The following is a 20,392-nucleotide window of genomic DNA, read 5'->3' on the forward strand; positions in this document are numbered from 1 at the left end:
ACCATCGTCTGCGCGCCGACCTTGGGCGTGTCGAAGTGGTGCTGGGTCTTGAGGAAGGTCGGGTAAAGATCCTGCGAGCCGTGGCTGAACATGTTGAACAGCGCCATCAGCACGATCAGGTAGGCGAAGCGCCCCCAGTGCCCGCGCATCGCCGCCAGCGCGCTGCGCGGCGCGCCCGCTGCGCGGCGCGCCTGCCACACCGGCGACTCCGGCACCGCGCGGCGGATGTACAGCACCAGCAGCGCCGGCAGCGCGCCGATCATGAACATGCCGCGCCAGCCGATGTGGTCGAACAGCAGCCAGTACGCCGCGGCACCGAGGAAATAGCCGCACGGATAGCCGCTCTGCAGCAGGCCGGACACCAGCCCGCGCGAGCGCGCCGGGATGGATTCCATCGCCAGCGAAGCGCCGATGCCCCACTCGCCGCCCATCGCCACGCCGAACAGCGCGCGCAGCACCAGCAGTGCCGACAGCGATGGCGCGAACGCGCAGGCGAAACCCAGCGCCGAATACAACACCACGTCCAGCATCAGCACCGGACGCCGGCCGTAGCGGTCGGCCAGGCGGCCGAACACGAACGCGCCCAGCGGGCGCATCGCCAGGGTCAGGAACAGCGCGAAGGTGACCGCCGGTATGCCGACGCCGAACTCGCGCGCGACCTCCGGCATCACGAACACCAGCAGGAAGTAGTCGAACGCATCCAGCGTCCAGCCGAGGAAGCTGGCCAGCACGGTGTGCCGCTGGGCGTGGTCCAGTTCGCGCAGGGGAGCCAGGAACGCCATCGTCGCCTCCGTCGCGGCGGACGCAACCGCCGGCGCCGCGCAGGCTAGCACGGCGTCGGCGCGGCCCGGCGGCGCGCTATTTCGCCGGCGGCGGCGCGTAGCGCAGGTTGTCGAGCAGCGGCGTGCGCGGGCGCTGGATCACCAGCATGGGATTGCCGGCCAGCTCGTGGCAGCCGGTACAGGCGGCGGAGAGATCGTCGTAGGCCCTGGCGAACGCCGCCCTGTCCTGCCGGGCGAGCGCATCCTGCACGCGCGCGATCGCCGGATTCATCACCGAAGGCATCACCTCGGAGAGCTTCTGCGGCTGCAGCTCGGCGGCGTCGCCGTTGCTCTGCTCGATGCCGCGCAGCGCCTCGCCCAGTTCGCCGACCATGAAGTAGGCGAGATTCCAGTTGCCCGCCTCGCCGGCCCACCACAGGCGGTCGTGGCGCAGCTGCAGTTCCAGCATCTGCTGGCCAAGCTCTGGCCCCCGCACCTGCGTCTGCAGCGCGGCGACCTGCGCCTTCAATGCGGCGATCTCCGCCGCCAGCGCGGCGGCATCGTCGCGTTTGTCCGAGACCGCGGCGGGCGCGGCGCAGCAGGCGCACGCGGCCACCACCGCCATCGTCGACAGCAGCCAGCGGGAACGGATCGACATGGTGCGCCCTCAATGCGAACGATTATGATTTGCGCATGATCGCCGCTGCGCCGATGCGACGCAAGGCCGGCCGCTGCGACGCGCGTCGCGGCTGCCGCCAGGCGCGTCCACGGCATCGCCGCCGGCGTTCGGAACTGCGCGGACTTGTCCACGTTGCGAAAAATGCGCATCCGGGTTGCGCGCCCGGACGCGGCCCCGTATGGTGCGATCCACATGGGGATCAGGGTGCAGCCTTGGCGACACGCAACGCGGAACTCGCGGGCGGAAGCCGCGGTACACGCGTGCCGCGCCGGCGCTCGGCCTGGTGGCGGCTGGTCTGGGTGCTGCTGGCCTGGCCTGTATTGCTGCACGCGGCGCAGGCGCAGTCGCAGTCGAATTCGCTGCGCATCGAGCGGCTGACCCAGCCGCTGACGCCGGGCGAGATCCGCGCCGACCGCGGCACCCTGCCTTGGCAACCGGTGGCGGAATCGCCGGTGCGCGTCGGCGAAGGCTGGCTGCGCCTGACCGTGCTCGGCCCGCTGCCGGTGTCGCGGCCGCTGTACCTGGCGATGCCGCGGCGCGGCACGGCGCACATCGAGGTGTACCTGCCGAATCGCGTCGAACCGCTGGTCAGCGACGACTACGACGGCCCCTATCGTGCGGATGTCTCCACCCGCATGCACGTGTTCGAGATCGACAGGCTGGCGGCCGGCGATCGCCTCTACGTGCGCGCGACCGGCATGCGCGTGGCGCTGCTGCAGCCCGCCCTGCTCAGCCACGACGCGCTGCTGGATCGCGACCGCCTGCCGGCGCTGCTGACGCGCGTCCTGCGCATCCTGCTCGGCCTGGCCGGCGCAACGATGCTCGGTTGCGCGATCCTGCGGCGCGAGGGCGTCTATCTGGCCGGCGGTGCCTACCTGCTGCTCTGGCTCGCCTTCCTGAGCGCCAACGACGGCAGCCTGTATACGCTGCCCGGCACGGGCTGGCTCGCGGCGTTGCGCGTGACCGGCCCCTGGCTGTTCGGGCTGGCGGCGACGATCGCGCTGACCGCGTTCGCGCGCCCCCTGCTGCGCCTGCCGCGCCGCACGCCGCGCCTGGACCGCCTGCTGGTCGCGCTGATGCCGGCGTTCGCCGCGATCGCCATCGGCGCGCAACTGCCGGCGATACGCCCCTGGCTGCTGCCGCTGGGGAACGCAGCCAACGCGCTGCTGATACTCGACACGCTGGCGCTGCTTGCCGCCGCGGCGCTCGCCGCGCGCCGCGGCGCGCGCTACGCGAAGGTCTTCCTGCTGGCGTGGACGCCGACCGCCGCCAGCATCGTCGCCGACGCCATGGCGGCGACGCGCCTCGTCGACCTGTCGCAGGACATCGGGCTCGCCCTGATCGGCATCGCCGCGTTCGGCGGCGTCCTGTTCGCCGCGATCGCGGTCGATCGCGCCACGCTGCGCGGGCGCATGCTGGCGGCCGGCGCCGCGATGCGGCGCGGGGACGCGTCCGCGGAAGCGCTGGATGCCGCCCTGCAGCGCCTGTGCATGCTGGCCCGCGAGGGCGTGGTGCGACGCTTCGCCTTGCTGCTGATCCACCCGGGCGAGCCGCAGCCGAACGGCGAGCCCTTCCGCGCGGATGCGCACGCGGCGGCGCTGCGGCATACGGCAGCGCTGCTGCACGCCGAGCTGCGCGCGAACGACCGCTTCGGCACCTGCGGCGACGGCGTGCTGATGGCGCTGCTGCCGGATGCCGATCGCGCCGCCGCGGACGCCGTCGCCGGGCGCCTGCGGGCGCGCGCGCGGCATGCGCCGCTGACCGTGGTCGGCGTGGACGTGAACGTCTCGCCCAGCGTCGGCAGCGCGATCGGCAGCGCTTCCGCGGCCGATCCCGCGACGCTGCGCCTCGCCGCGGAACGCGCGCTGCAGGAGGCGCGCCAGGCCGCCGGCGACGTTGCCGCCGCCAAGCGCTGAACCGCACCCGGAACCTGCATGGCCGGCCGCGACGACGGCGCGGTTTCGCGCCGCAGCGCGACAAGCGCGCGCGGCTGGGCTATGGTCGCGTCATTGCCGTTGCCGCAGAGCAACCGTGCCCCCAGCCGACCTCGCCATTGCGCGCATCGTGCGCCGCCTGCCCTCGCGCGGGCTGCGCGGCTATGCCAGCGGCAAGCTGCGTATCGACCCGGTCTACGCCGAGGCCACGCGCATCCTCGCCGGCAGCCCGCTCGGACTGCTCGACATCGGCTGCGGCATGGGCCTGCTCGGTGCCTACCTGCGCGAACACGGCTGGCGCGGCGACTACCTCGGCATCGACAACGATCCGCGCAAGATCGCGGCGGGCCGCGCCGCGGTCGCCGGCGTGCTGCCGCCGCTGCGCCTGGAAGCGGGCGACGACCGCGCGCTGCCGGCGTTCAGCGGCCACGTCGCCCTGCTCGACGTGCTGCACTACCTGCCGGCGCCGCGCCAGCGCGCGCTGCTCGCCGCCGCCGCGGCGCACGTCGCGCCGGACGGCCTGCTGCTGATCCGCAACGTGCTGCGCGACCGTTCCTGGCGCTACCACGCCACCGTGTTCGAGGAACACCTGCTGCGGCTGTCGCGCTGGATGCGCACCGGCGCCACCTATTTTCCCAGCCTCGACGAGATCCGCGGCCCGCTGCAGGACGCCGGGCTGCGGGTCGAATGCCGTCCGCTGTGGGGGCGCACGCCGTTCAACAGCCACATCGTGACCGCGCGCCGCGCCTGAGCCGGCGCGACGCTCAGCGCCCGTCGCCGGCAGCCGCCGCGGGCGCCGGCGCGCCCAGCGCGTCGCCGCGCTGGCGCATGCGCCGCAGCAGCGCCACGCGCCGCTGCGCGAGCTTGCGCGCATAGGCGGTGCGCTCCGCGGGCGCCTGCGGCAGCGGGCCCAGCGCGGCGCGGTAGGCGCAGAAGCCGTCGTAGGCGCCGACCACGTGGCGCAGCCGGCGCAGCAGCAGCTCCAGCATGATCGCGTCGTCGAGCAGGCCGATCACCTCGACCTCGTCCGGGATCATGTCGTCGGGGTCGCCGAAGTACACCAGCGTCCTGACCACGTCGTCGCGCTCGGGCGACGGCAGCGCCCACGCCTCGTCCTCGAGCATCACGATCAGGTGCTGCACCTCGACGATGCGCTTGCGCACGTAGCCGGGCGCGCTGGCGATCGGCAGGTGGTCCAGCGCGTGCTTGGCGGCGTCGAGGATGTCCGTCTCGTCGGCGCAGCACACCAGCCGGTGCGCGCGCGCCAGCGCCTCGTGGAAACGCCGGATGTCCGCGTCTTCCAGTTCGATGGTGATGCGCATGCCGTTTCCCAGGTGCGCCGCGGCCGTCGCGCCGATGCGCAAGCATGCCGCAAGCGATCCGCGGCGTCATCCGGCGCCGCGCAGCGCGGCTGGCTCATCGCTCCGGCGCCGCCTGCAGCGCGCCGAGGATGCGCGCGATGGTGCCGGGAAAATCCTTGTCCCAGCGCAGCACGACGACCAGGTCGTGCGCGCCGTCGACGTAGATGTAATGGCCGCCGAAGCCGGCCGCCCAGTAGGCCGACCCGGGCGCCGCGGGCACCGCCTTGCGGCCGGTATTGAGCCACCACAGCAGGCCGTAGTCGTCCTTGGCCGGCGAGGGCCGCTGCACCTGCGGGATCCAGTCGGCCGGCAGCACCTGCCGTTCGCCCCAGCGCCCGCCGCGCAGGAACAGCAGGCCGTAGCGCGCGTGGTCGAGCGCGCTGACGAACATGCCGCCGCCGAAGTGGCCGCCGCCCGACACCGACTGCATGCGCAGGCCGTCCAGATCCACCCAGGAATCGTCGTAGCCGGTCCAGCGCCAGGTGGCGGAGGCGCCGATCGGGTCCATCACGCGCTCCTTCAGCACCTGCGGCAGCGGCTTGCGCCAGACCTGCAGCAGTGCGTAGGCCAGCGCGTTGATGCGCACGTCGTTGTACTTGAAGCGCGTGCCGGGCGCGTACAGCGTGCGCTGCGGCCAGCGCGCGCGGTCGGCGCCTTCCGGGCGATCGGCCCAGTCGGGGATGCCCCACAGCGTGCCCTGCCAGTCCGAGGTCTGCGTCAGCATGTGCCGCCAGGTGATCGGCGCATTGTGCGGCGAGGCGTAGGAACCATCGTCGACGGTGTCGGCCAGGCGGTCGTCCAGCGAACCGATCAGGCCGTCGGCCAGCGCCAGGCCGGCGACGCTGGAAAGGTAGCTCTTGGCCACGCTGAAGGTCATGTCGGCGCGCGCCACGTCGCCCCACTGCGCGACGATGTAGCCGTGGCGCACCACCACGCCGGCGGCGCCGACGCGCGGCTTCGTCGGACCGTGCACCCGGTAGCCCGGCTCGCGCGGGCCGTAGTGATCGAGCAGCACCTGGCGCATGTCGGCCGGCTGCACGTCGGCGTGCGCCTGCGCGTAGGCGACCGCCTCGGCCAGCCGCCGCGGATCGAAGCCGGCCGCGGCGGGCTCGCGCCGTTCCCAGTGCTGCCGCGACGGCACGTAGTCGGCCGCGCCCGCCGGCGCGGCCAGCAGCGCGAAGGCCAGCGCGAGGCCGGAACGCAGGAATCGCATGGCTTTCCCCCTGTCTGGAGCGGACCCGACGCGGACCGGTGCGCAGTGTCGCAGGCCGGCGCGGCGGCGCAACCCGCAAAGGTCACGCCGGCGGCGCGGTGCGGCGCGCCCTACAATGGCGCGTTTCCGCTGCGCGCGCCGCCATGCCCTACACGCCCATCGCCGCCACCCTCGGCTACGTCCTGTCGGCCGACCGCTCGCAGGTGCTGCTGATCCACCGCAACGCGCGCAAGGACGACCACCATCTCGGCAAGTACAACGGCCTTGGCGGCAAGCTCGAAGCCGACGAGGACGTGCTCGCCGGCATGCGCCGCGAGATCCGCGAGGAGGCCGGCATCGACTGCGTCGAGCTGGCCCTGCGCGGCACGATCAGTTGGCCCGGCTTCGGCAAGCGCGGCGAGGACTGGCTGGGCTTCGTGTTCCTCGTCACCGCCTTCACCGGCACGCCGCTGGAACGCAATCCGGAAGGCACGCTCGAATGGGTGCCGGTGGCGCGCATCCTCGACCTGCCGCTGTGGGAAGGCGACCGCCACTTCCTGCCGCTGGTGTTCGATGCCGACCCGCGCCCGTTCCACGGCGTGATGCCCTACCGCGACGGCCGCATGCAGTCCTGGCGCTACAGCCGCGCCTGATCCGCGCGGCGCGCGGCGCGCGGCGGCCCGACGCGCTACCATACCGCCCCGCCGATGCGTCCGCTCCGGCGTTCCACCCGCCGTCGAGCCCATGTCCAGCGATACGCCATCCCCCAGTTTCCGCGATCTCGGCCTGCCCGCGCCCCTGCTGCAGGCGCTGGACGCGGTCGGCTACGAATCACCCTCGCCGATCCAGGCCGCCACCATTCCGCCGCTGCTGCAAGGCCGCGACCTGCTCGGCCAGGCGCAGACCGGCACCGGCAAGACCGCCGCGTTCGCGCTGCCGATCCTGGCGCGCCTCGACGCGACGCAGGGCAAGCCGCAGGCGCTGGTGCTGGCGCCGACGCGCGAGCTGGCGATCCAGGTCGCCGAAGCGTTCCAGCGCTACGCCTCGCACCTGCCGGGCTTCCGCGTGCTGCCGATCTACGGCGGGCAGGCCTACGGCCCGCAGCTCGGCGGCCTGAAACGCGGCGCGCAGGTGGTCGTCGGCACGCCGGGGCGCGTGATCGACCACCTCGAGCGCGGTTCGCTGGACCTCTCGCAGCTCGCCTGGCTGGTGCTCGACGAGGCCGACGAGATGCTGCGCATGGGCTTCATCGACGACGTGCAGAAGGTGCTGGAGAAAACGCCGCCGACGCGCCAGGTGGCGCTGTTCTCGGCGACCATGCCGGCGCCGATCCGCCGCATCGCGCAGACCCACCTGCGCGAGCCGGTCGAGATCACCATCAAGGCGAAGACCACCACCGCCGCCAACATCCGCCAACGCTACTGGTGGGTCGACGGCATGCACAAGCTGGACGCGCTGACGCGCATCCTCGAGGCCGAGCCGTTCGAGGCGATGATCGTGTTCGCGCGCACCAAGCTGGCCACCGACGAACTGGCCGGCAAGCTGCAGGCGCGCGGCTTCGCCGCCGCCGCGATCAACGGCGACGTGGCGCAGCCGCAGCGCGAGCGCATCATCCAGCAGCTTCGGGACGGCAAGCTCGACATCCTGGTCGCCACCGACGTCGCCGCGCGCGGGCTCGACGTCGAGCGCATCAGCCACGTGCTGAACTACGACATCCCCTACGACACCGAATCCTACGTGCACCGCATCGGCCGCACCGGCCGCGCCGGGCGCAGCGGCGAGGCGATCCTGTTCGTCACCCCGCGCGAGAAGGGCATGCTGCGCGCGATCGAGCGCGCCACCCGCCAGCCGATCGCCGAGATGGAGCTGCCCAGCGTGGAGGCGGTCAACGACCGCCGCGTCGCACGCTTCATGCAGCGCATCACCGACACGCTGTCCGCCGGCGGCCTGGAGGCGTTCCAGGCGCTGATCGACCGCTACGAAAGCGGCCACGACGTGCCGACGCGCGAGATCGCCGCGGCGCTGGCGCGTCTCGCCCACGGCGAGGCGCCGCTGCTGCTGGAAGCGCCGCCCGTGGCGAAGCGCGCGCCGCGCGCCGCGGACGAGCGCGGCGCGCACGGCGCCGGCGCACGCCGGGAGGCGCCGTCGGGCAAGCCGCGCCGCGACGAACGCGGTGCGCGCCCGCAGCGCGCGCACGCGCCCGAGGCGGGCTTCGAGACCTACCGCATCGAAGTCGGCCACGCGCACCGCGTCAAGCCCGGCAACATCGTCGGCGCGATCGCCAACGAGGCCGGCCTCGACAGCCAGTACATCGGCCGCGTGCGCATCGAGGACGACTACAGCCTCGTCGACCTGCCCGAAGGCATGCCGTCCGAACTGCTGCAGCACCTGAAGAAGGTGCGCGTCGCCGGGCGCATGCTGCGCATTGCGCGCGTCGAAGCCGACGGCGCAGCCTCCGTGCCGGAGCGCGCGTCGCGCAAACCTGCACACGGTCGTCCCGGCGGCAAGGCGCCGCCGCGCCGCCCGCGCGAGCGGCGGTGAGGTGGTGTGGCGGGGATCGAGAAGCAGGATGCAGGGAGCGAGGCCTCCGCGCCCGCCGTCATTCCCGCGCAAGCGGGAATCCATTTTGCTTTTGCGGGGCGCCAGGAAGATGGATTCCCGCTTGCGCGGGAATGACGACCGAGGGGGACGCTTCCCGGTCCCCACTTTCCAATCCCTGCTCCCCCCCCCCTTAACACCCCCTCTACCATCACGCGCCCAGAATGACGCTGCCTCACCTTCAGGCGGAGGTGGCCCATGAAACAGCGCTGGGCGTTCTTCAAGGAGGCCGACCGCTCGTTCGGCCTGTTCTATCCGCGCCACTACGTGGTCGCCGGCTTCGACACCTACGAACGCGCGCAGACCGTCGCGCGGCAATTCATCGAGGCCGGCTTCGCCCACGACGACGTCGCCGCCGCGACCGGGCCGTTCGTGGCGCAGCGACTGGAGTCGCGGCGCAGCGCTAACTGGCTGCAACGCATCGAGGCGTCCATCGCCGAGGCCGTCGGCACCGAGGCCGGCTACATCGAGGACGACCTCAAGCTGGCGCGCCGCGGCGGCGCATTCCTGTTCGTGTACGTGCCGGACGCGGCGGCCGGGAAACGCGCCCGCCTGCTGCTCCGGCGCAGCCATCCGGTCTATGCGCGCCGCTACCACCCGCTGGGCATCGAGCGGTTGATCTATCCGCCGCAGTCGACGCTGTAGGCGATCGCGGCGGCGGCACCTAGCCGACCGCGCCGGCGAGGCGGTCGCGGACTTCCTCGCCCAGCGCGAGGCTGGCGGTCAGGCCGGGCGACTCGATGCCGAACAGATTGACCAGGCCGGGAACGCCGTGCACGGCCGCGTCATCGATGCGGAAATCCGCCATCGGTTCGCCCGGTCCCGCCAGCTTCGGGCGTACGCCGACGAAATCCGGCGCGAGATCCTCGTCGCGCAGCGCCGGCCACCACGCGCGCACCGCGTCGGCGAAGCGCGTGCGCCGGCTGTCGTCGAAGCGGTAGTCGGGTGCCGCGAGCCAGCGCACGTCGGGGCCGAAGCGCGCGCGCCCGGCCATGTCGAAGCCGAGATGCACGCCTAGTCCCTGCTGCTGCGGCAGCGGATAGATCAGCCGCGCGAACGGCGCGCGGCCGTGCAGCGCGTAGTAGTGGCCGGCGGCGTAATGCAGCGCCGGGACGTGCCGCGCATCCAGCCCCTCGACGCGCCGCGCAAGCTCGACCGCCCCCAGCCCCGCCGCGTTGACCAGCACGCGGCAGCGCGCCGCGCCGCCGTCGGCGGTTTCGACGCGGAAACCGTCCGCCTCGCGCACCGCGCGCCCGACGCGCGTGCGCACGAGCACCTGCCCGCCGGCGTGCTCGATCGCGCCGAGCAGGCTGATCACGTAGGCCGGCACGTCGACGATGCCCGAACTCGGCGACTCCAGCGCAGCGGCGCAGCGCAGCGCGGGCTCCAGCGCCTGCGCCGCCTCCGCGTCCAGCCAGCGCAGGCCCTGCGCCCCGTTCGCCTGCGCACGCGTCTGCAGCGCGCGCAGCGCATCGACTTCGCCTGCGGAGGCTGCCACCACCAGCTTGCCCAACCGCCGGTGCGGCACCGCGTGCGCCTGGCACCATGCGTACAGCAGCGCGTTGCCGCGCACGCACAGGCGCGCCTTCAGCGAACCGGACGGGTAGTACAGGCCGGCGTGGATCACGCCCGAGTTGCGGCTGGAGATGCCCTCGCCCGCCTTCGGCTCGGCTTCCAGCACCCACACCTCGCGGCCCGCGGCAGCGAGCGCATGCGCGCAGGCCAGGCCGACCACGCCGGCCCCGACCACGATCGCCTCGACGTCGTACGCCGCCTCCATGCCCTCGACCTCACTGCATGCGCGCGAACAGCACGCAGATGTAGGTGACGAATACGACGAAGTACGTCATCGCCAGCGTCGCCTGCACGGCGACGCGGCGTGAGACGAAGCCGGGGATCGCCAACAGCACCCACAGCAGGCGCATGGCGGCGTCGAAATCGAATTGAAGCCGGCCGAGCATCCATTGCTGGAAGAAGCTCGCCAGCGGCACCAGCGCGACGATCGCGTAGAACGGCCGGCGGCGTTCGATGAACTCCCGCACCAGCTCCTTGCCGTCGAGCATCAGGTCCGCCGGCAGGATCAGGTAGGCCAGCAGGTACAGCAGCATCGGCAAGACCATGAACGCGGCGTAGCCGAGGAAGGTCCACGCCTGCACGTAGCGCCAGACGAACGACGCCCACCACACCTGGAAGTGCACCAGCAGCAGCGTCGCCACCATCACCATCAGCCACCACGCAGGCGCCAGCGCGCGGCCGTCGCGCACCAGCCGGGCGATACCGGACAGCAACTGGGTGATGCCGAGGCCGAGGATGATCGACAGCAGTACCGAGATGTATTCGAAGTCGCTCATTTCCTGCCCGCTTGCTCCGGTGGCGGCGGCAAATTAGCAGGGTGGACGTCGTCGCGCGACCGGCGCGGCTTCCCGCGAGTGATGCGGCCGTGCCACGATGGCGGCACGCCACGTCCTGTCGAAGGAGTCGTCGATGCCGACCGCCGTCTCGCGCCTGCGCTGGCTGTTCCTCGGACCGGATGGGTTGCGCGCGGGCTGGCGCTTCCTTGCCTTTCTCGTGCTGTGGCTGCTCGTCGACAACGGGCTGCGCTGGGCGGTGCTGACCGCCACCCGCTACACCCCGCCGCCGGGCTTCGACCCGAAAGACCTGCTGATCGCCGACACCTTGATGGCGATCTCCGTGCTCGCGGTGAGCTGGGCGCTGGTCCGCGCCGAACGCCGCGGCACGGCCTGGTTCGGCCTGCCGCTGCGCGGTGCGTTCGGGTCCCTGTTCTGGGAAGGCGTGTTGTGGGGAGCGCTGCTGGTGTCCGCACTGTTCGCGGCGGCCTGGGTCGGCGGTGGCGTCGGCGTGAGCGGCTTCGCAGTGCACGGCGCCGAACTGGCGCGCATGGCCGTGCTGTGGATCGCGGCGATGGCGATGGTGGGACTCGCCGAGGAAAGCCTGTTCCGCGGCTATCCCTTCGTGGTGCTGGCGCGCGGCCTGGGCTTCTGGCCGGCGGCCTGGCTGCTGTCGCTGCTGTTCGGCGCCGACCACTATTTCTTCAAACCGATGGAGACCGTCGCCGACGGCCTCAGCGTCACCCTGCTCGGCCTGTTCTGCTGTTTCACCTTGTTGCGCACCGGGCAGCTGTGGTTCGCGATCGGCTTCCACGCGGCGTTCGATTTCTTCGCGTTAGGCCTATACGGCGCGCCCAACACCGGCAACAGCGGCAAAGCACTGCCCGGCCATCTGCTCGACACGCACTTCGCCGGGCCGACCTGGCTGACCGGCGGCCCGCAAGGCCTGGAAGCGAGCTGGCTGATCTTCCCGCTGCTCGCGTTGATGGCCTGGGCGTTCCACCGGCGCTACCCGCGGGCGTGGCTGGAAGCCCTGCCGCAGCGCGCTGCGGCATCGCCCGTCATGGCGAGCGGCGAGACGCTACCCTAGCGGTGCCGGGCGGATCGTCGTGCCCGCCGCCAGCGGAGGGCTGCCCCCATGACGTCCACGCCGATGCAGCGCTACTTCGCCCACCGCTGGGCCTACCCGGCCACGCTGCTTGGCGCGTTCGCGCTGTTCTGGCTCGCGCTGGCGATCCGCCCGCTGTACCGCCAGGACTGGCTGCTGGAAAACCTGCTGGTGGTGGTCGCGGTGCCGCTGTTCGTGGCGACGTTCCGCCGCCTGCGTTTTTCCAACGGCGCCTATGTCGCGCTGTTCGTGTTCTTCGTGCTGCACGAGGTCGGCGCGCACTACACCTACTCGCTGGTGCCCTACGACCGCTGGTTCGAGGCGCTGACCGGGCACGCGCTGAACCATGCGCTGGGGCTTGAACGCAACCACTACGACCGCCTGATCCACTTCGCCTACGGGCTGCTGATCCTGCCGGCGTCGGTGGAATTGCTCGACGCGGTGGCGCCGCCGCGCGGCGTGTGGCGCTGGCTGCTGCCGGTGCTGTTCGTGATGTCGCACTCGACCATCTACGAGCTGGTCGAATGGGCCGCCGCGGAAGTCTTCGGCGGCGAGCTCGGCCAGGCCTATCTCGGCACGCAGGGCGACATCTGGGACGCGCAGAAGGACATGGCGCTGGCGACGCTGGGCGCGGTGCTCGCCCAGCTCGCCGTGCAGTGGCGCCGGCGGCGGCGCGCGCGCTGAGCCGCCGGCGCCGCCCGCTCAATATTGCGCGGTCTTCACCAGCAGCTGCTTGGCCAGCGCGCCGTGCACGTGGCCGATGCCGCGCGCGAGATGCAGCAGCGCGCAGAACAGCACCACGCCGAGCACCAGCGTCAGCGGCTCCAGCCACAGCGGGATGCCGTAGGAGACGTCGTCGAGATTGATCACGCCGAATCCGGTGGTCGCGTACAGGATCGGCCCGACCAGCAGTTCCAGCGACAGCGCCACGCCGACGATCGCCACGGTGAAGTAGAGGATGCCCAGCGGCAGCATCAGCACCATGTAGAACAGCGTCGACCAGGTGCGCGGATCGACGAACATGCCCTTGATGCGCGCCATCAGCGGCTTGCCGCGGTCGGCGTACAGCGGCCGCCGCGGCATGCGCACGCCGAACATGGCTTCGATCAGGCGCCCCTCGACCAGCGACAGCGCGCGCACGGTGGCGATGAACAGCGTCGCGAACGGCAGGCCGAAGATCAGCACGCTCAGCCCCAGCGACAAGCTGGTGCCGGTGACCGCCCAGGTGAAATAGAAGATGCCGGTCGCCAGCGACAGGATCATGTAGAACAGCGCGGCCCAGGCGCGCGGATCGGCGCCGACGCCGAAGAAGCGCGCCAGCAGCGAGCGCCGCGCCGGCGGCGGCGGCGGGCGCAGCGCCTCCTGCACCTGCGCTTCCTTGTCGCGGTAGATGTCGGCCACTTCCTCCGGCGCCCCGTAGCTGGTCGCCACCTCGGCCAGCAGCTCGGCCTCGCCCCTGCCCGGGTTCTCGGCCAGCTCCGAGCGCAGGTATTCCTCGGCGTCGTACAGCGCGTCCTGGATCAGCGCCGCGTCGGCGCCGGCCAGCGCTTCGCGCAATTGCTCCAGGTAAGCCTCGATGGTCTTCGGGATGGCGGCGGTCATGGCGGTGTCCCCTGCAGGATGGCGTCGACGAATTCGCGGGTGTCGGACCAGGCGGCGCTCCAGGCGCGCAGCACCTCGCGGCCCAGCGGCGTGATCGCGTAATAGCGGCGCGGCGGCCCGGCCACCGACGGCTCGACGTGGCTCGCGGCCAGCCCGGCGGCGCTGAGGCTGCGCAGCACCGGGTACAGCGCGCTCTGCTTGCCGGCCAGCACGCCGCCGCCGCTGCGCTCGAGCCGCTTGGCGATCTGGTAGCCGTACATCGGCTCGCGCGCGCGCGCCAGCACCGCCAGCAGCACCATCGCCACGGTGCCGGCGGCCAGCTCCTTCTGGAACTTCTTGAGGTGGACTTCGCTGGAGATCACGACCCTGTCCGCAGGCAGCTAGGCACGGATCGACAATAGTACTAACTTATTGTTAGTGGATCGGCCGGAAGTCACGCCTGCGGCGGCGCCCGGCGTCCGCGGGGCGGCCTCAGCGCACGACCAGCACCGGCACCTTGCTCTGCGCCAGCACCTTGGTGGTCACCGAGCCCAGCAGCAGGCCGCGCAGGGCGCCGTGGCCGTGCGAGCCCATCACCACCAGGTCGTAGCGGCCGCGCCGGGCGAGCTGGGCGATCGCTTGCCCCGGCGCGCCGACCATGGCGATCGGCTTGATCTCCATGCCCGCCTTCTGCGCGGCCGCCAGCGGTGCCCGGAACGCCGCGTTGGCGTTGCGCTCGTAGTAGCGATCGACGTTGCTGCGCCCGAGCGCGCGGGCGATATGCGGCGGCAGCGGCGTGTCGACGTAGACCATGTCGACTTCCGGCTTGCGGCCGAAACGGGTCATGTGTTCGAGCACGTAGCGCACGGCGCGACGGGAAAACGCGCTGCCATCGACGGCGATCAGCACTTTCATCGGACACCTCCGCTGCATGGGGTCGCCAGCCGTGGCGACCATGTCATGCTCGCATGCTGGCGCAGCGGCCGCGTGCGGCATTGAGGCGCATCAAACGCCGCCGCTTGACGCGCGCGGCGCGGGCGGGCCTGATGCCGCCATCGATCGCAGCATGAGGGAGTCCGCGATGCGCGCCACCGCATGGTCCACCGCCCTGTCCGCCGCCATGCTCGTCGCGCTGGCCGCCTCTGCGCCCTCGGCCGCAGAGGCGCCCCGTCCGCGCACCATGCAGGAAGTGCTGGACGCCTCGAAACCGTCCGACTGGCGGCCGCTGGATCCGGCGCACACGCTGTACATGGACCTTGCCGCGGGGCGCGTGGTGATCGAGCTGGCGCCGGCGTTCGCGCCGCTGCACGCGGCCAACATCGAGACGCTGGCGCGCGCGCACTACTGGGACGGCCTGGCGATCCTGCGCGTGCAGGACGACTTCGTCGCGCAATGGGGCGATCCGGAGGCCGAGCACGCCGACAAGCGCCGTCCGCTGGGCGAGGCCAGGGCGACGCTGCCACCCGAGTTCACCCGCACCGCCGCCGGCCTGCCGTTCACGCGCCTGCCCGACGGCGACGTGTACGCGCCCGAGGTCGGCTTCAGCGACGGCTTCCCGGCGGCGCGCGACCCGCGCAGCGGCGAGGCCTGGCTGGCGCACTGCTACAGCATGGTCGGCGCCGGCCGCGACAACGACGTGCAAAGCGGCCCCGGCACCGAGCTGTACGCGGTGATCGGCCAGGCGCCGCGCCAGCTCGACCGCAACATCGCCGTGGTCGGCCGCGTCGTGCAGGGCATGGAGCTGCTGGCGGCGTTGCCGCGCGGCGGCGGCGCGCTCGGCTTCTACGAGCAGCCGCGGCAGCGCGTGCCGATCCTGCGCGTGCGGCTCGCCGCCGACGTGCCGGCGCCGCAACGCACGAATCTCGAGGTGCTGCGCACCGACACCGCCACCTTTGCCGCGCTGGTGGAATCGCGGCGCAACCGCCGCGACGACTGGTACAAGGTGCCGGCCGGCCGCATCGGCCTGTGCAACGTGCCGATCCCGGTGCGCGCCGCGCCTTCCCGCTGACCCGGCGACGCGGCCCCACCGGCGCGCCGCCGCGCGACAATGCCGGCGACGACGGAGGCGCCGATGGGCGGGACCGTGCGACTGCTGCTCGGCGGCGATGCGATGCTCGGACGCGGCGTCGACGCCGTGCTGCGCGAACGCGGGGCCGCGTACCCGTTCGCACCGCTGGCGCCGCTGCTGGCAACCGCCGATCTGCGCTTCGTCAACCTCGAATGCGCGATCACGCCGCGCCGCACGCGCTTCCAGGGCGCGCCCAAGGCGTTCTACTTCCGCGCCGATCCGGTCGCCGCCGACGCGCTGGCCGCCGCCGGCGTGGATCTGGTCGGCCTGGCCAACAATCACGCCCTCGACGCCGGCATCGAGGGGCTGCGGGACACGTTTGACGCCCTCGCGCAGCGGCACATCCGCTGGGTCGGCGCCGGTGCCGATCTCGACGCCGCCGCGGCACCCTGCGTCCTCGACTGCAAGGGGCAGCGCCTCGGCATTCTGGCCTGCTGCGATCACCAGCCGGACTTCGCGGCCGCCGCCGGCCGGCCCGGCATCCACTACCTCGACCTCGGCAACCCGCGCGATCGGCAGGCGCTGCTGGACCGCACCGCGGCGCTGGCGAGTCGCGTCGACCACGCCGTCGTCTCGCTGCACTGGATGCCGAACTGGGTGCCGGCGATCGCGCCCGAGCGCCGCCGGTTGGCCCGGGAACTCGTCGCCTCCGGCGCGCGCGTGGTCTGGGGGCACAGCCCCCACCACGTGCTGGGCGCGGAGTGGATGGGCGGCAGCGCGGTGCTCTACTCGACCGGCGACCTGCTCGACGACTACGCGCTCGATCCGCACTACCGCAACGACCGCCAGTGCCTGTACCTGCTCGAACTCGAGCCGCACCGGCTGGCCTCGCTGCACGCCCATCCGCTCGAACTGGAATACGCGCGCACCGTACCCGCCGGCGCCGCGGCGCGCCGCTGGCTGGCGCGCCGGCTCGCGGCCGCCTGCCGCCCGCTCGGCAGCCGCGTCCGCCGCGACGGCGAGCGCTTCGCGATCCTCCCCGCCGCCGCCCCCGGGACACGCCGCGCCTGACCCAGGTCAGGGCCGCGGCGCCGCGCGGGGCGCATGCTGGCGGTCCCGCAACCGTCGAGAGTCCGACCCCCATGAATGCGTGCGCCACGCCCTCGTCCGAGACCGCCCACCTGTTCGACGCCCGCGGCGTCGCCCGCCGCTTCCGCCATTCCGCGATCTTCGGCGCGCTGAGCGCGCTCGAGCCGGGCGAGACCATGCGCTTCGTCAACGACCACGACCCGCTGCCGCTGCTCGACCAGTTGCGCCAGCGCTTCGGCGAGCACCTGACCGTCACCTATCGGCAGCGCGAGCCGGGCGCGATCGTGATCGATTTCGGCATCGTCGCCTGAAGTGCGCCGCGCCGGCGCCCTGCTGCACCTGTCGCGCGAACACCACACCACGCTGGCGATGGCGGCGCACGCGCGCCGCGTCGCCGACGCTGGCGACGCGGCGGACTGCGCGGAGGCGCTGGCGCGCCTCGATGCGCACTGGCGCAGCATGATGAACGCGCACTGCGCGGCCGAGGAGCTGCTGCTGCGCCTCGCCGCGGACGCGGTGGGCGCGGCCGATGCCGCGCGCATCGTCGCCGAGCACGCCGAGCTGCACACGCTCGCCGTCGGCCCCTGCGCGCTGGACGCGCCCGCGCGCCTGCGCCGGTTCGCCGAACTTACCGTCGCCCACGTCCGCTACGAGGAACGCGAGCTGTTCCCGCAGCTGCAGGCCCATCCCAGCGTCGCCGCGCCGGACGCCGCGGCGGACAGTCCAAGGCCATCCGCATGAGTTTCCCCTCTTTCTTCGAACAGGCGCCGGTCGTGCGCATGCGCGACCCGCTCGCCGCCCTGCTCGGTGCCGCCGCCGGCGGCGTGATCGAGTACCACTACGCCGACGCCGTGCGCCTGGCCGGGCATTCCTGCCCCACCGTCGCCGGCGCGTACCTGATGGGGCGCGCGGCGCTGACCGCGCTGTACCCGGACCGCTTGCCCGAGCGCGGCGGCATCGCCGTGCGCATGCCCGCACCGCAGGACGAGGGCACCACCGGCGTCATCGCCCAGGTGCTGACCCTGCTCACCGGCGCCGCGGCCGACAACGGCTTCCACGGCATCGGCGGCCGCCACGTGCGCCACGGCCTGCTCAGCTACGCCGAGCGCAACGACGGCGACGCCGTGATCTTCCGCCGCCTCGACAACGGCACCGCGGTGGCGGTCGAACTGGACACCTCGCCGGTGCCGGCCGATCCGAGCCAGCGCGCGCTGCTGACCGCGATCCTGCAGGACCGCGCCGACGCCCGCCAGCAGACCGCCTTCGGCGACGCCTGGCAGGACCGCGTGCGCCGCCTGCTGCTGGAGTTCGCCGACGACCCGCGCGTGGTGCGCGTCGCCCGCGTGCCGGCCTGATCGGCAGCATCGGCCGCCGCGAACCGGCGGCCCCGTCCCCGCCAAGCCGCGCCGGCGCTGGAACGCCGGCGTATGCTGGCCCGCATGCCGGAAAGGATCCGACATGCGCCGTGCCGCCAAACCTGAGCCGCGGGCAACGCTGGAGGCGAAGGTCGCCTTCCTGAAGCGCGCCGACGCCTACCCCGGGCGGCCGGCGCGGGTGGAGGCGATCGAGACGCACTTCTCGTGGGTGTTCCTGACCCCACGCCACGCCTACAAGCTGAAGAAGCCGGTCCGCTTCGCCGCGCTCGACTACCGCTCGCTGCGCCTGCGCCGGCTGAACTGCATGCGCGAGGTGCGCCTGAACCGCCGCCTCGCGCCCGACGTGTATCTCGGCGTGGTGGCGCTGACCCGCGACGCGCGCGGGGCGCTGCGCCTCGGCGGCCGCGGGCGCCGCGTGGACTGGCTGGTGAAGATGCGCCGCCTGCCGGCGACGCGCACCCTCGCCCATGCGATCGCCGCCGGCCGCGTGCGCGACGCGGACCTGCGCCGCATCGCCGCGCACCTCGCCGATTTCTTCCGCACGGTGCCCGCGGTCGCGGTCGCCGCCGAAACCTACCGCCGGCGCTTCGCCCACGGCGTGCGCACGCACCGGCGCTACCTGCTGCGCCCCGCGTTCCGGCTGCCGCGCGCAGCCGTCGAGGCACCGGCCGCCGCCCTGCTGGATTTCCTGGCGCGCCGCGGCGACCTGCTGGAAGCGCGCGCCCGCGAGCGCCGCATCGTCGAGGGCCACGGCGACCTGCGGCCCGAGCACATCTACTTCGGCACACCGCCGGTCATCGTGGACTGCCTCGAATTCGAGCGTGCGCTGCGCACGCTCGATCCGGCCGAAGAGCTGGCGCTGCTCGTCGTGGAGTGCGAGCGGCTGGGCGCGCCGGCGGTCGGCGCGCGGCTGCTCGCCGCCTGGCGCAAGGCCGCCGCGGAGCGGGCGCCGCAGGTATTGTTCGAATTCCACATGGCCTGGCGCGCCTACCGGCGCGCCGTCGCCGCGGCCTCGCACCTGGATGCGCCCGCCCCGGCCGATCCCGCGAAGTGGCGCAGGCGCACGCGGCAATACCTGCGGCTGGCGCGCGACCACGCGCGCCGACTCGCGCAGCCCGCCCCGGCCCCCGACACGGCCGACGGCGCGCTAGCCGCAGCCGGCCGGCGCGCCCGCCGCGGCTGAAGGCGCGCGCGACCTGCGTTCCTTCCGCGTCAGCCGGCGCCTTCCGCCTGCAGTTCGACCAGCGAACCGCCCGCATGGATGCGCCGGATCGCCTCGGCGAACAGGCCCGCCGCATCGACCACGTCGAGCTTGCGCGCGGCCAGCGCGGGGTCGAGCCGGAACGGCGGCACGGTGTCGGTCACGGCCACGCGGTCGAGCGCGTCGTCGGCCAGCACCTCGCCCGCCGCGCCGAGGAACAACCCGTGTGCGGCGGCGACGCGGACGCTGCGCGCGCCCTGCGCGCGCGCTGCACGCGCCGCGCGCAGCACGGTGGTGCCGGTGCCGATCAGGTCGTCGACGATCAGCACGCTGCGCCCGCGCACGTCGGCGAACAACGCCTCGCCGGACACCACGCCGCCGCTGCGCTGCTTCTCCATGAAACCGAGCGGCAGCGGCCGCCGCAGCGCTTGCGCCAGCGCCTGGCGGAACGCGTCGGCGCGCTTGATGCCGCCCGCGTCGGGCGACAGCACGACGACGTCGTCGTCGCGCAGCAGCGGCGCGTAGTGCGCGACCAGCAGCGGGCGCGCCTCGAGGTGCTCGGTGACGCAGCGGAACGCGTTCTGGAAGGCGGCCAGGTTGTGCACGTCCAGCGTCACCACGCGGTCGACGCCGACCGCCTCGAACAGCGCGGCGACGTAGCGTGTGGTGAGCGGGTCGCGCGGCTTGGTGCGGCGGTCCTTGCGCGCGTAGCACAGGTACGGCAGCACCGCGGTCACGCGCGCGGCGGAGGCGTCGCGCAGCGCGCCGAGGAAGAACAGCAGCCGGCACAGCTTGTCGTTGACGCTCTGCGCTGCGTCGGCGTACAGCGACTGCACGACGAACACGTCCGCGTCGCGCACGCTGGCCAGCGGCCGCGCCTTGTGCTCGCCGTCCTCGAACTCGCGCTCCTCGTGCGGCGCCAGCGCCACGCCCAGGTGCGCGGCGATGCGCTCGCCGTAGGCGCGGCTGGCGTCCAGCGCGAACAGCCGAAGCTCGGTGCCGGGCATACGCGGTCTCCGCGGCGCGCGTCGTGGTGCAGGCGGATGCTGGCAGCCGCCGGCGGCGACGTTTCCGACCCAGATCAAATCCGCGCCGCGGCCGTGCCGGCTTGCGCCGCAACCGGCGGCGCATGTTGACGCACGTCAACACGCGTCGG

The 20,392-nt window shown here is 73.0% G+C and carries 23 protein-coding genes; 13 read left to right on the forward strand and 10 right to left on the reverse strand.

Going from position 1 to position 20,392, the window contains the following annotated elements; all coding sequences use genetic code 11:
- Together ABFC67_RS00580 and ABFC67_RS00585 are read right to left on the reverse strand one after the other, a co-directional pair.
- Positions 1–782, reverse strand: a 782-nt coding sequence (locus tag ABFC67_RS00580) for an MFS transporter (RefSeq protein ID WP_346736093.1), incomplete at its 3' end; no start/stop codon positions are given.
- Between the two features lie 76 nt (positions 783–858).
- Positions 859–1,419 carry a hypothetical protein gene (locus tag ABFC67_RS00585; protein ID WP_346736094.1) on the reverse strand — a complete coding sequence of 187 codons (561 nt, stop codon included), beginning with the start codon at positions 1,417–1,419 and terminating at the stop codon, positions 859–861.
- Positions 1,420–1,700: 281 nt separating this feature from the next.
- Between ABFC67_RS00585 and ABFC67_RS00590 the strand changes: the two genes are divergently transcribed.
- Together ABFC67_RS00590 and ABFC67_RS00595 are read left to right on the forward strand one after the other, a co-directional pair.
- The gene (locus tag ABFC67_RS00590) at positions 1,701–3,356 is read left to right on the forward strand and encodes a 7TM diverse intracellular signaling domain-containing protein (protein ID WP_346736095.1); all 1,656 of its coding nucleotides are present in this window, start codon (positions 1,701–1,703) and stop codon (positions 3,354–3,356) included.
- A 115-nt stretch (positions 3,357–3,471) separates the two neighbouring features.
- A complete protein-coding gene (locus tag ABFC67_RS00595) occupies positions 3,472–4,125 on the forward strand; it encodes a class I SAM-dependent methyltransferase (protein ID WP_346736096.1) in 654 nt (217 codons plus the stop codon).
- 13 nt (positions 4,126–4,138) lie between these two features.
- Here ABFC67_RS00595 and ABFC67_RS00600 read toward each other — a convergent pair whose 3' ends face one another.
- Together ABFC67_RS00600 and ABFC67_RS00605 are read right to left on the reverse strand one after the other, a co-directional pair.
- Positions 4,139–4,696, reverse strand: a complete 558-nt coding sequence (locus ABFC67_RS00600; RefSeq protein WP_346736097.1) for a YkvA family protein — start codon at positions 4,694–4,696, stop codon at positions 4,139–4,141.
- A 94-nt stretch (positions 4,697–4,790) separates the two neighbouring features.
- Entirely contained in the window at positions 4,791–5,948 is a 1,158-nt protein-coding gene (locus ABFC67_RS00605) for a serine hydrolase (protein ID WP_346736098.1), read from the reverse strand.
- Positions 5,949–6,091: 143 nt separating this feature from the next.
- Here ABFC67_RS00605 and ABFC67_RS00610 point away from each other — a divergent pair, with 143 nt between their 5' ends.
- The 3 genes from ABFC67_RS00610 (at position 6,092) to ABFC67_RS00620 (ending at position 9,170) form a co-directional block, all read left to right on the forward strand.
- Positions 6,092–6,580, forward strand: a complete 489-nt coding sequence (locus tag ABFC67_RS00610) for an 8-oxo-dGTP diphosphatase (protein WP_346736099.1) — start codon at positions 6,092–6,094, stop codon at positions 6,578–6,580.
- Positions 6,581–6,671: 91 nt separating this feature from the next.
- Positions 6,672–8,468 carry a DEAD/DEAH box helicase gene (locus ABFC67_RS00615; RefSeq protein WP_346736100.1) on the forward strand — a complete coding sequence of 599 codons (1,797 nt, stop codon included), beginning with the start codon at positions 6,672–6,674 and terminating at the stop codon, positions 8,466–8,468.
- 255 nt (positions 8,469–8,723) lie between these two features.
- The gene (locus tag ABFC67_RS00620; protein WP_346736101.1) at positions 8,724–9,170 is read left to right on the forward strand and encodes a hypothetical protein; all 447 of its coding nucleotides are present in this window, start codon (positions 8,724–8,726) and stop codon (positions 9,168–9,170) included.
- A gap of 19 nt (positions 9,171–9,189) precedes the next feature.
- Here the strand turns inward: ABFC67_RS00620 and ABFC67_RS00625 are convergent, their stop codons facing one another.
- The gene (locus ABFC67_RS00625) at positions 9,190–10,305 is read right to left on the reverse strand and encodes an NAD(P)/FAD-dependent oxidoreductase (RefSeq protein ID WP_346736102.1); all 1,116 of its coding nucleotides are present in this window, start codon (positions 10,303–10,305) and stop codon (positions 9,190–9,192) included.
- A 10-nt stretch (positions 10,306–10,315) separates the two neighbouring features.
- On the reverse strand, positions 10,316–10,876 hold the full coding sequence (locus ABFC67_RS00630) for a hypothetical protein (RefSeq protein WP_346736103.1): 561 nt from the start codon (positions 10,874–10,876) through the stop codon (positions 10,316–10,318).
- 133 nt (positions 10,877–11,009) lie between these two features.
- Between ABFC67_RS00630 and ABFC67_RS00635 the strand changes: the two genes are divergently transcribed.
- Both ABFC67_RS00635 and ABFC67_RS00640 read left to right on the forward strand, forming a co-directional pair.
- Positions 11,010–11,963, forward strand: coding sequence for a CPBP family intramembrane glutamic endopeptidase (locus tag ABFC67_RS00635; protein WP_346736104.1), 954 nt, complete (start codon positions 11,010–11,012; stop codon positions 11,961–11,963).
- 48 nt (positions 11,964–12,011) lie between these two features.
- Positions 12,012–12,665, forward strand: coding sequence for a DUF2238 domain-containing protein (locus tag ABFC67_RS00640; protein ID WP_346736105.1), 654 nt, complete (start codon positions 12,012–12,014; stop codon positions 12,663–12,665).
- Between the two features lie 18 nt (positions 12,666–12,683).
- Here ABFC67_RS00640 and ABFC67_RS00645 read toward each other — a convergent pair whose 3' ends face one another.
- From ABFC67_RS00645 to ABFC67_RS00655, 3 genes are all read right to left on the reverse strand, one after another.
- On the reverse strand, positions 12,684–13,583 hold the full coding sequence (locus ABFC67_RS00645; RefSeq protein WP_346736106.1) for a sensor domain-containing protein: 900 nt from the start codon (positions 13,581–13,583) through the stop codon (positions 12,684–12,686).
- Positions 13,580–13,945 (reverse strand): PadR family transcriptional regulator, encoded by a 366-nt coding sequence (locus tag ABFC67_RS00650; protein WP_346736107.1) that lies wholly within the window; start codon positions 13,943–13,945, stop codon positions 13,580–13,582. The genes ABFC67_RS00645 and ABFC67_RS00650 overlap by 4 nt, the downstream gene beginning before the upstream one ends.
- A gap of 109 nt (positions 13,946–14,054) precedes the next feature.
- Positions 14,055–14,477: a universal stress protein gene (locus ABFC67_RS00655; protein ID WP_346736108.1), complete on the reverse strand. Its 423-nt coding sequence runs from the start codon at positions 14,475–14,477 to the stop codon at positions 14,055–14,057.
- Positions 14,478–14,643: 166 nt separating this feature from the next.
- Here ABFC67_RS00655 and ABFC67_RS00660 point away from each other — a divergent pair, with 166 nt between their 5' ends.
- From ABFC67_RS00660 to ABFC67_RS00685, 6 genes are all read left to right on the forward strand, one after another.
- Complete coding sequence (locus ABFC67_RS00660) at positions 14,644–15,570, forward strand: peptidylprolyl isomerase (protein ID WP_346736109.1); 927 nt, start codon at positions 14,644–14,646, stop codon at positions 15,568–15,570.
- Between the two features lie 63 nt (positions 15,571–15,633).
- The gene (locus ABFC67_RS00665; RefSeq protein WP_346736110.1) at positions 15,634–16,641 is read left to right on the forward strand and encodes a CapA family protein; all 1,008 of its coding nucleotides are present in this window, start codon (positions 15,634–15,636) and stop codon (positions 16,639–16,641) included.
- Between the two features lie 71 nt (positions 16,642–16,712).
- Positions 16,713–16,970, forward strand: a complete 258-nt coding sequence (locus ABFC67_RS00670; protein WP_346736111.1) for a DUF2249 domain-containing protein — start codon at positions 16,713–16,715, stop codon at positions 16,968–16,970.
- Between the two features lies 1 nt (position 16,971).
- Positions 16,972–17,400 carry a hemerythrin domain-containing protein gene (locus ABFC67_RS00675; protein ID WP_346736112.1) on the forward strand — a complete coding sequence of 143 codons (429 nt, stop codon included), beginning with the start codon at positions 16,972–16,974 and terminating at the stop codon, positions 17,398–17,400.
- Complete coding sequence (locus tag ABFC67_RS00680) at positions 17,397–18,014, forward strand: hypothetical protein (protein ID WP_346736113.1); 618 nt, start codon at positions 17,397–17,399, stop codon at positions 18,012–18,014. The genes ABFC67_RS00675 and ABFC67_RS00680 overlap by 4 nt, the downstream gene beginning before the upstream one ends.
- Positions 18,015–18,117: 103 nt before the next feature.
- The gene (locus tag ABFC67_RS00685; RefSeq protein WP_346736114.1) at positions 18,118–19,218 is read left to right on the forward strand and encodes a hypothetical protein; all 1,101 of its coding nucleotides are present in this window, start codon (positions 18,118–18,120) and stop codon (positions 19,216–19,218) included.
- A 29-nt stretch (positions 19,219–19,247) separates the two neighbouring features.
- Here ABFC67_RS00685 and ABFC67_RS00690 read toward each other — a convergent pair whose 3' ends face one another.
- Positions 19,248–20,243, reverse strand: coding sequence for a ribose-phosphate pyrophosphokinase (locus ABFC67_RS00690; protein WP_346736115.1), 996 nt, complete (start codon positions 20,241–20,243; stop codon positions 19,248–19,250).
- Positions 20,244–20,392 lie beyond the last annotated feature (149 nt).

The organism is Mizugakiibacter sp., from assembly GCF_039680435.1.
Lineage (GTDB): Bacteria > Pseudomonadota > Gammaproteobacteria > Xanthomonadales > Rhodanobacteraceae > Mizugakiibacter.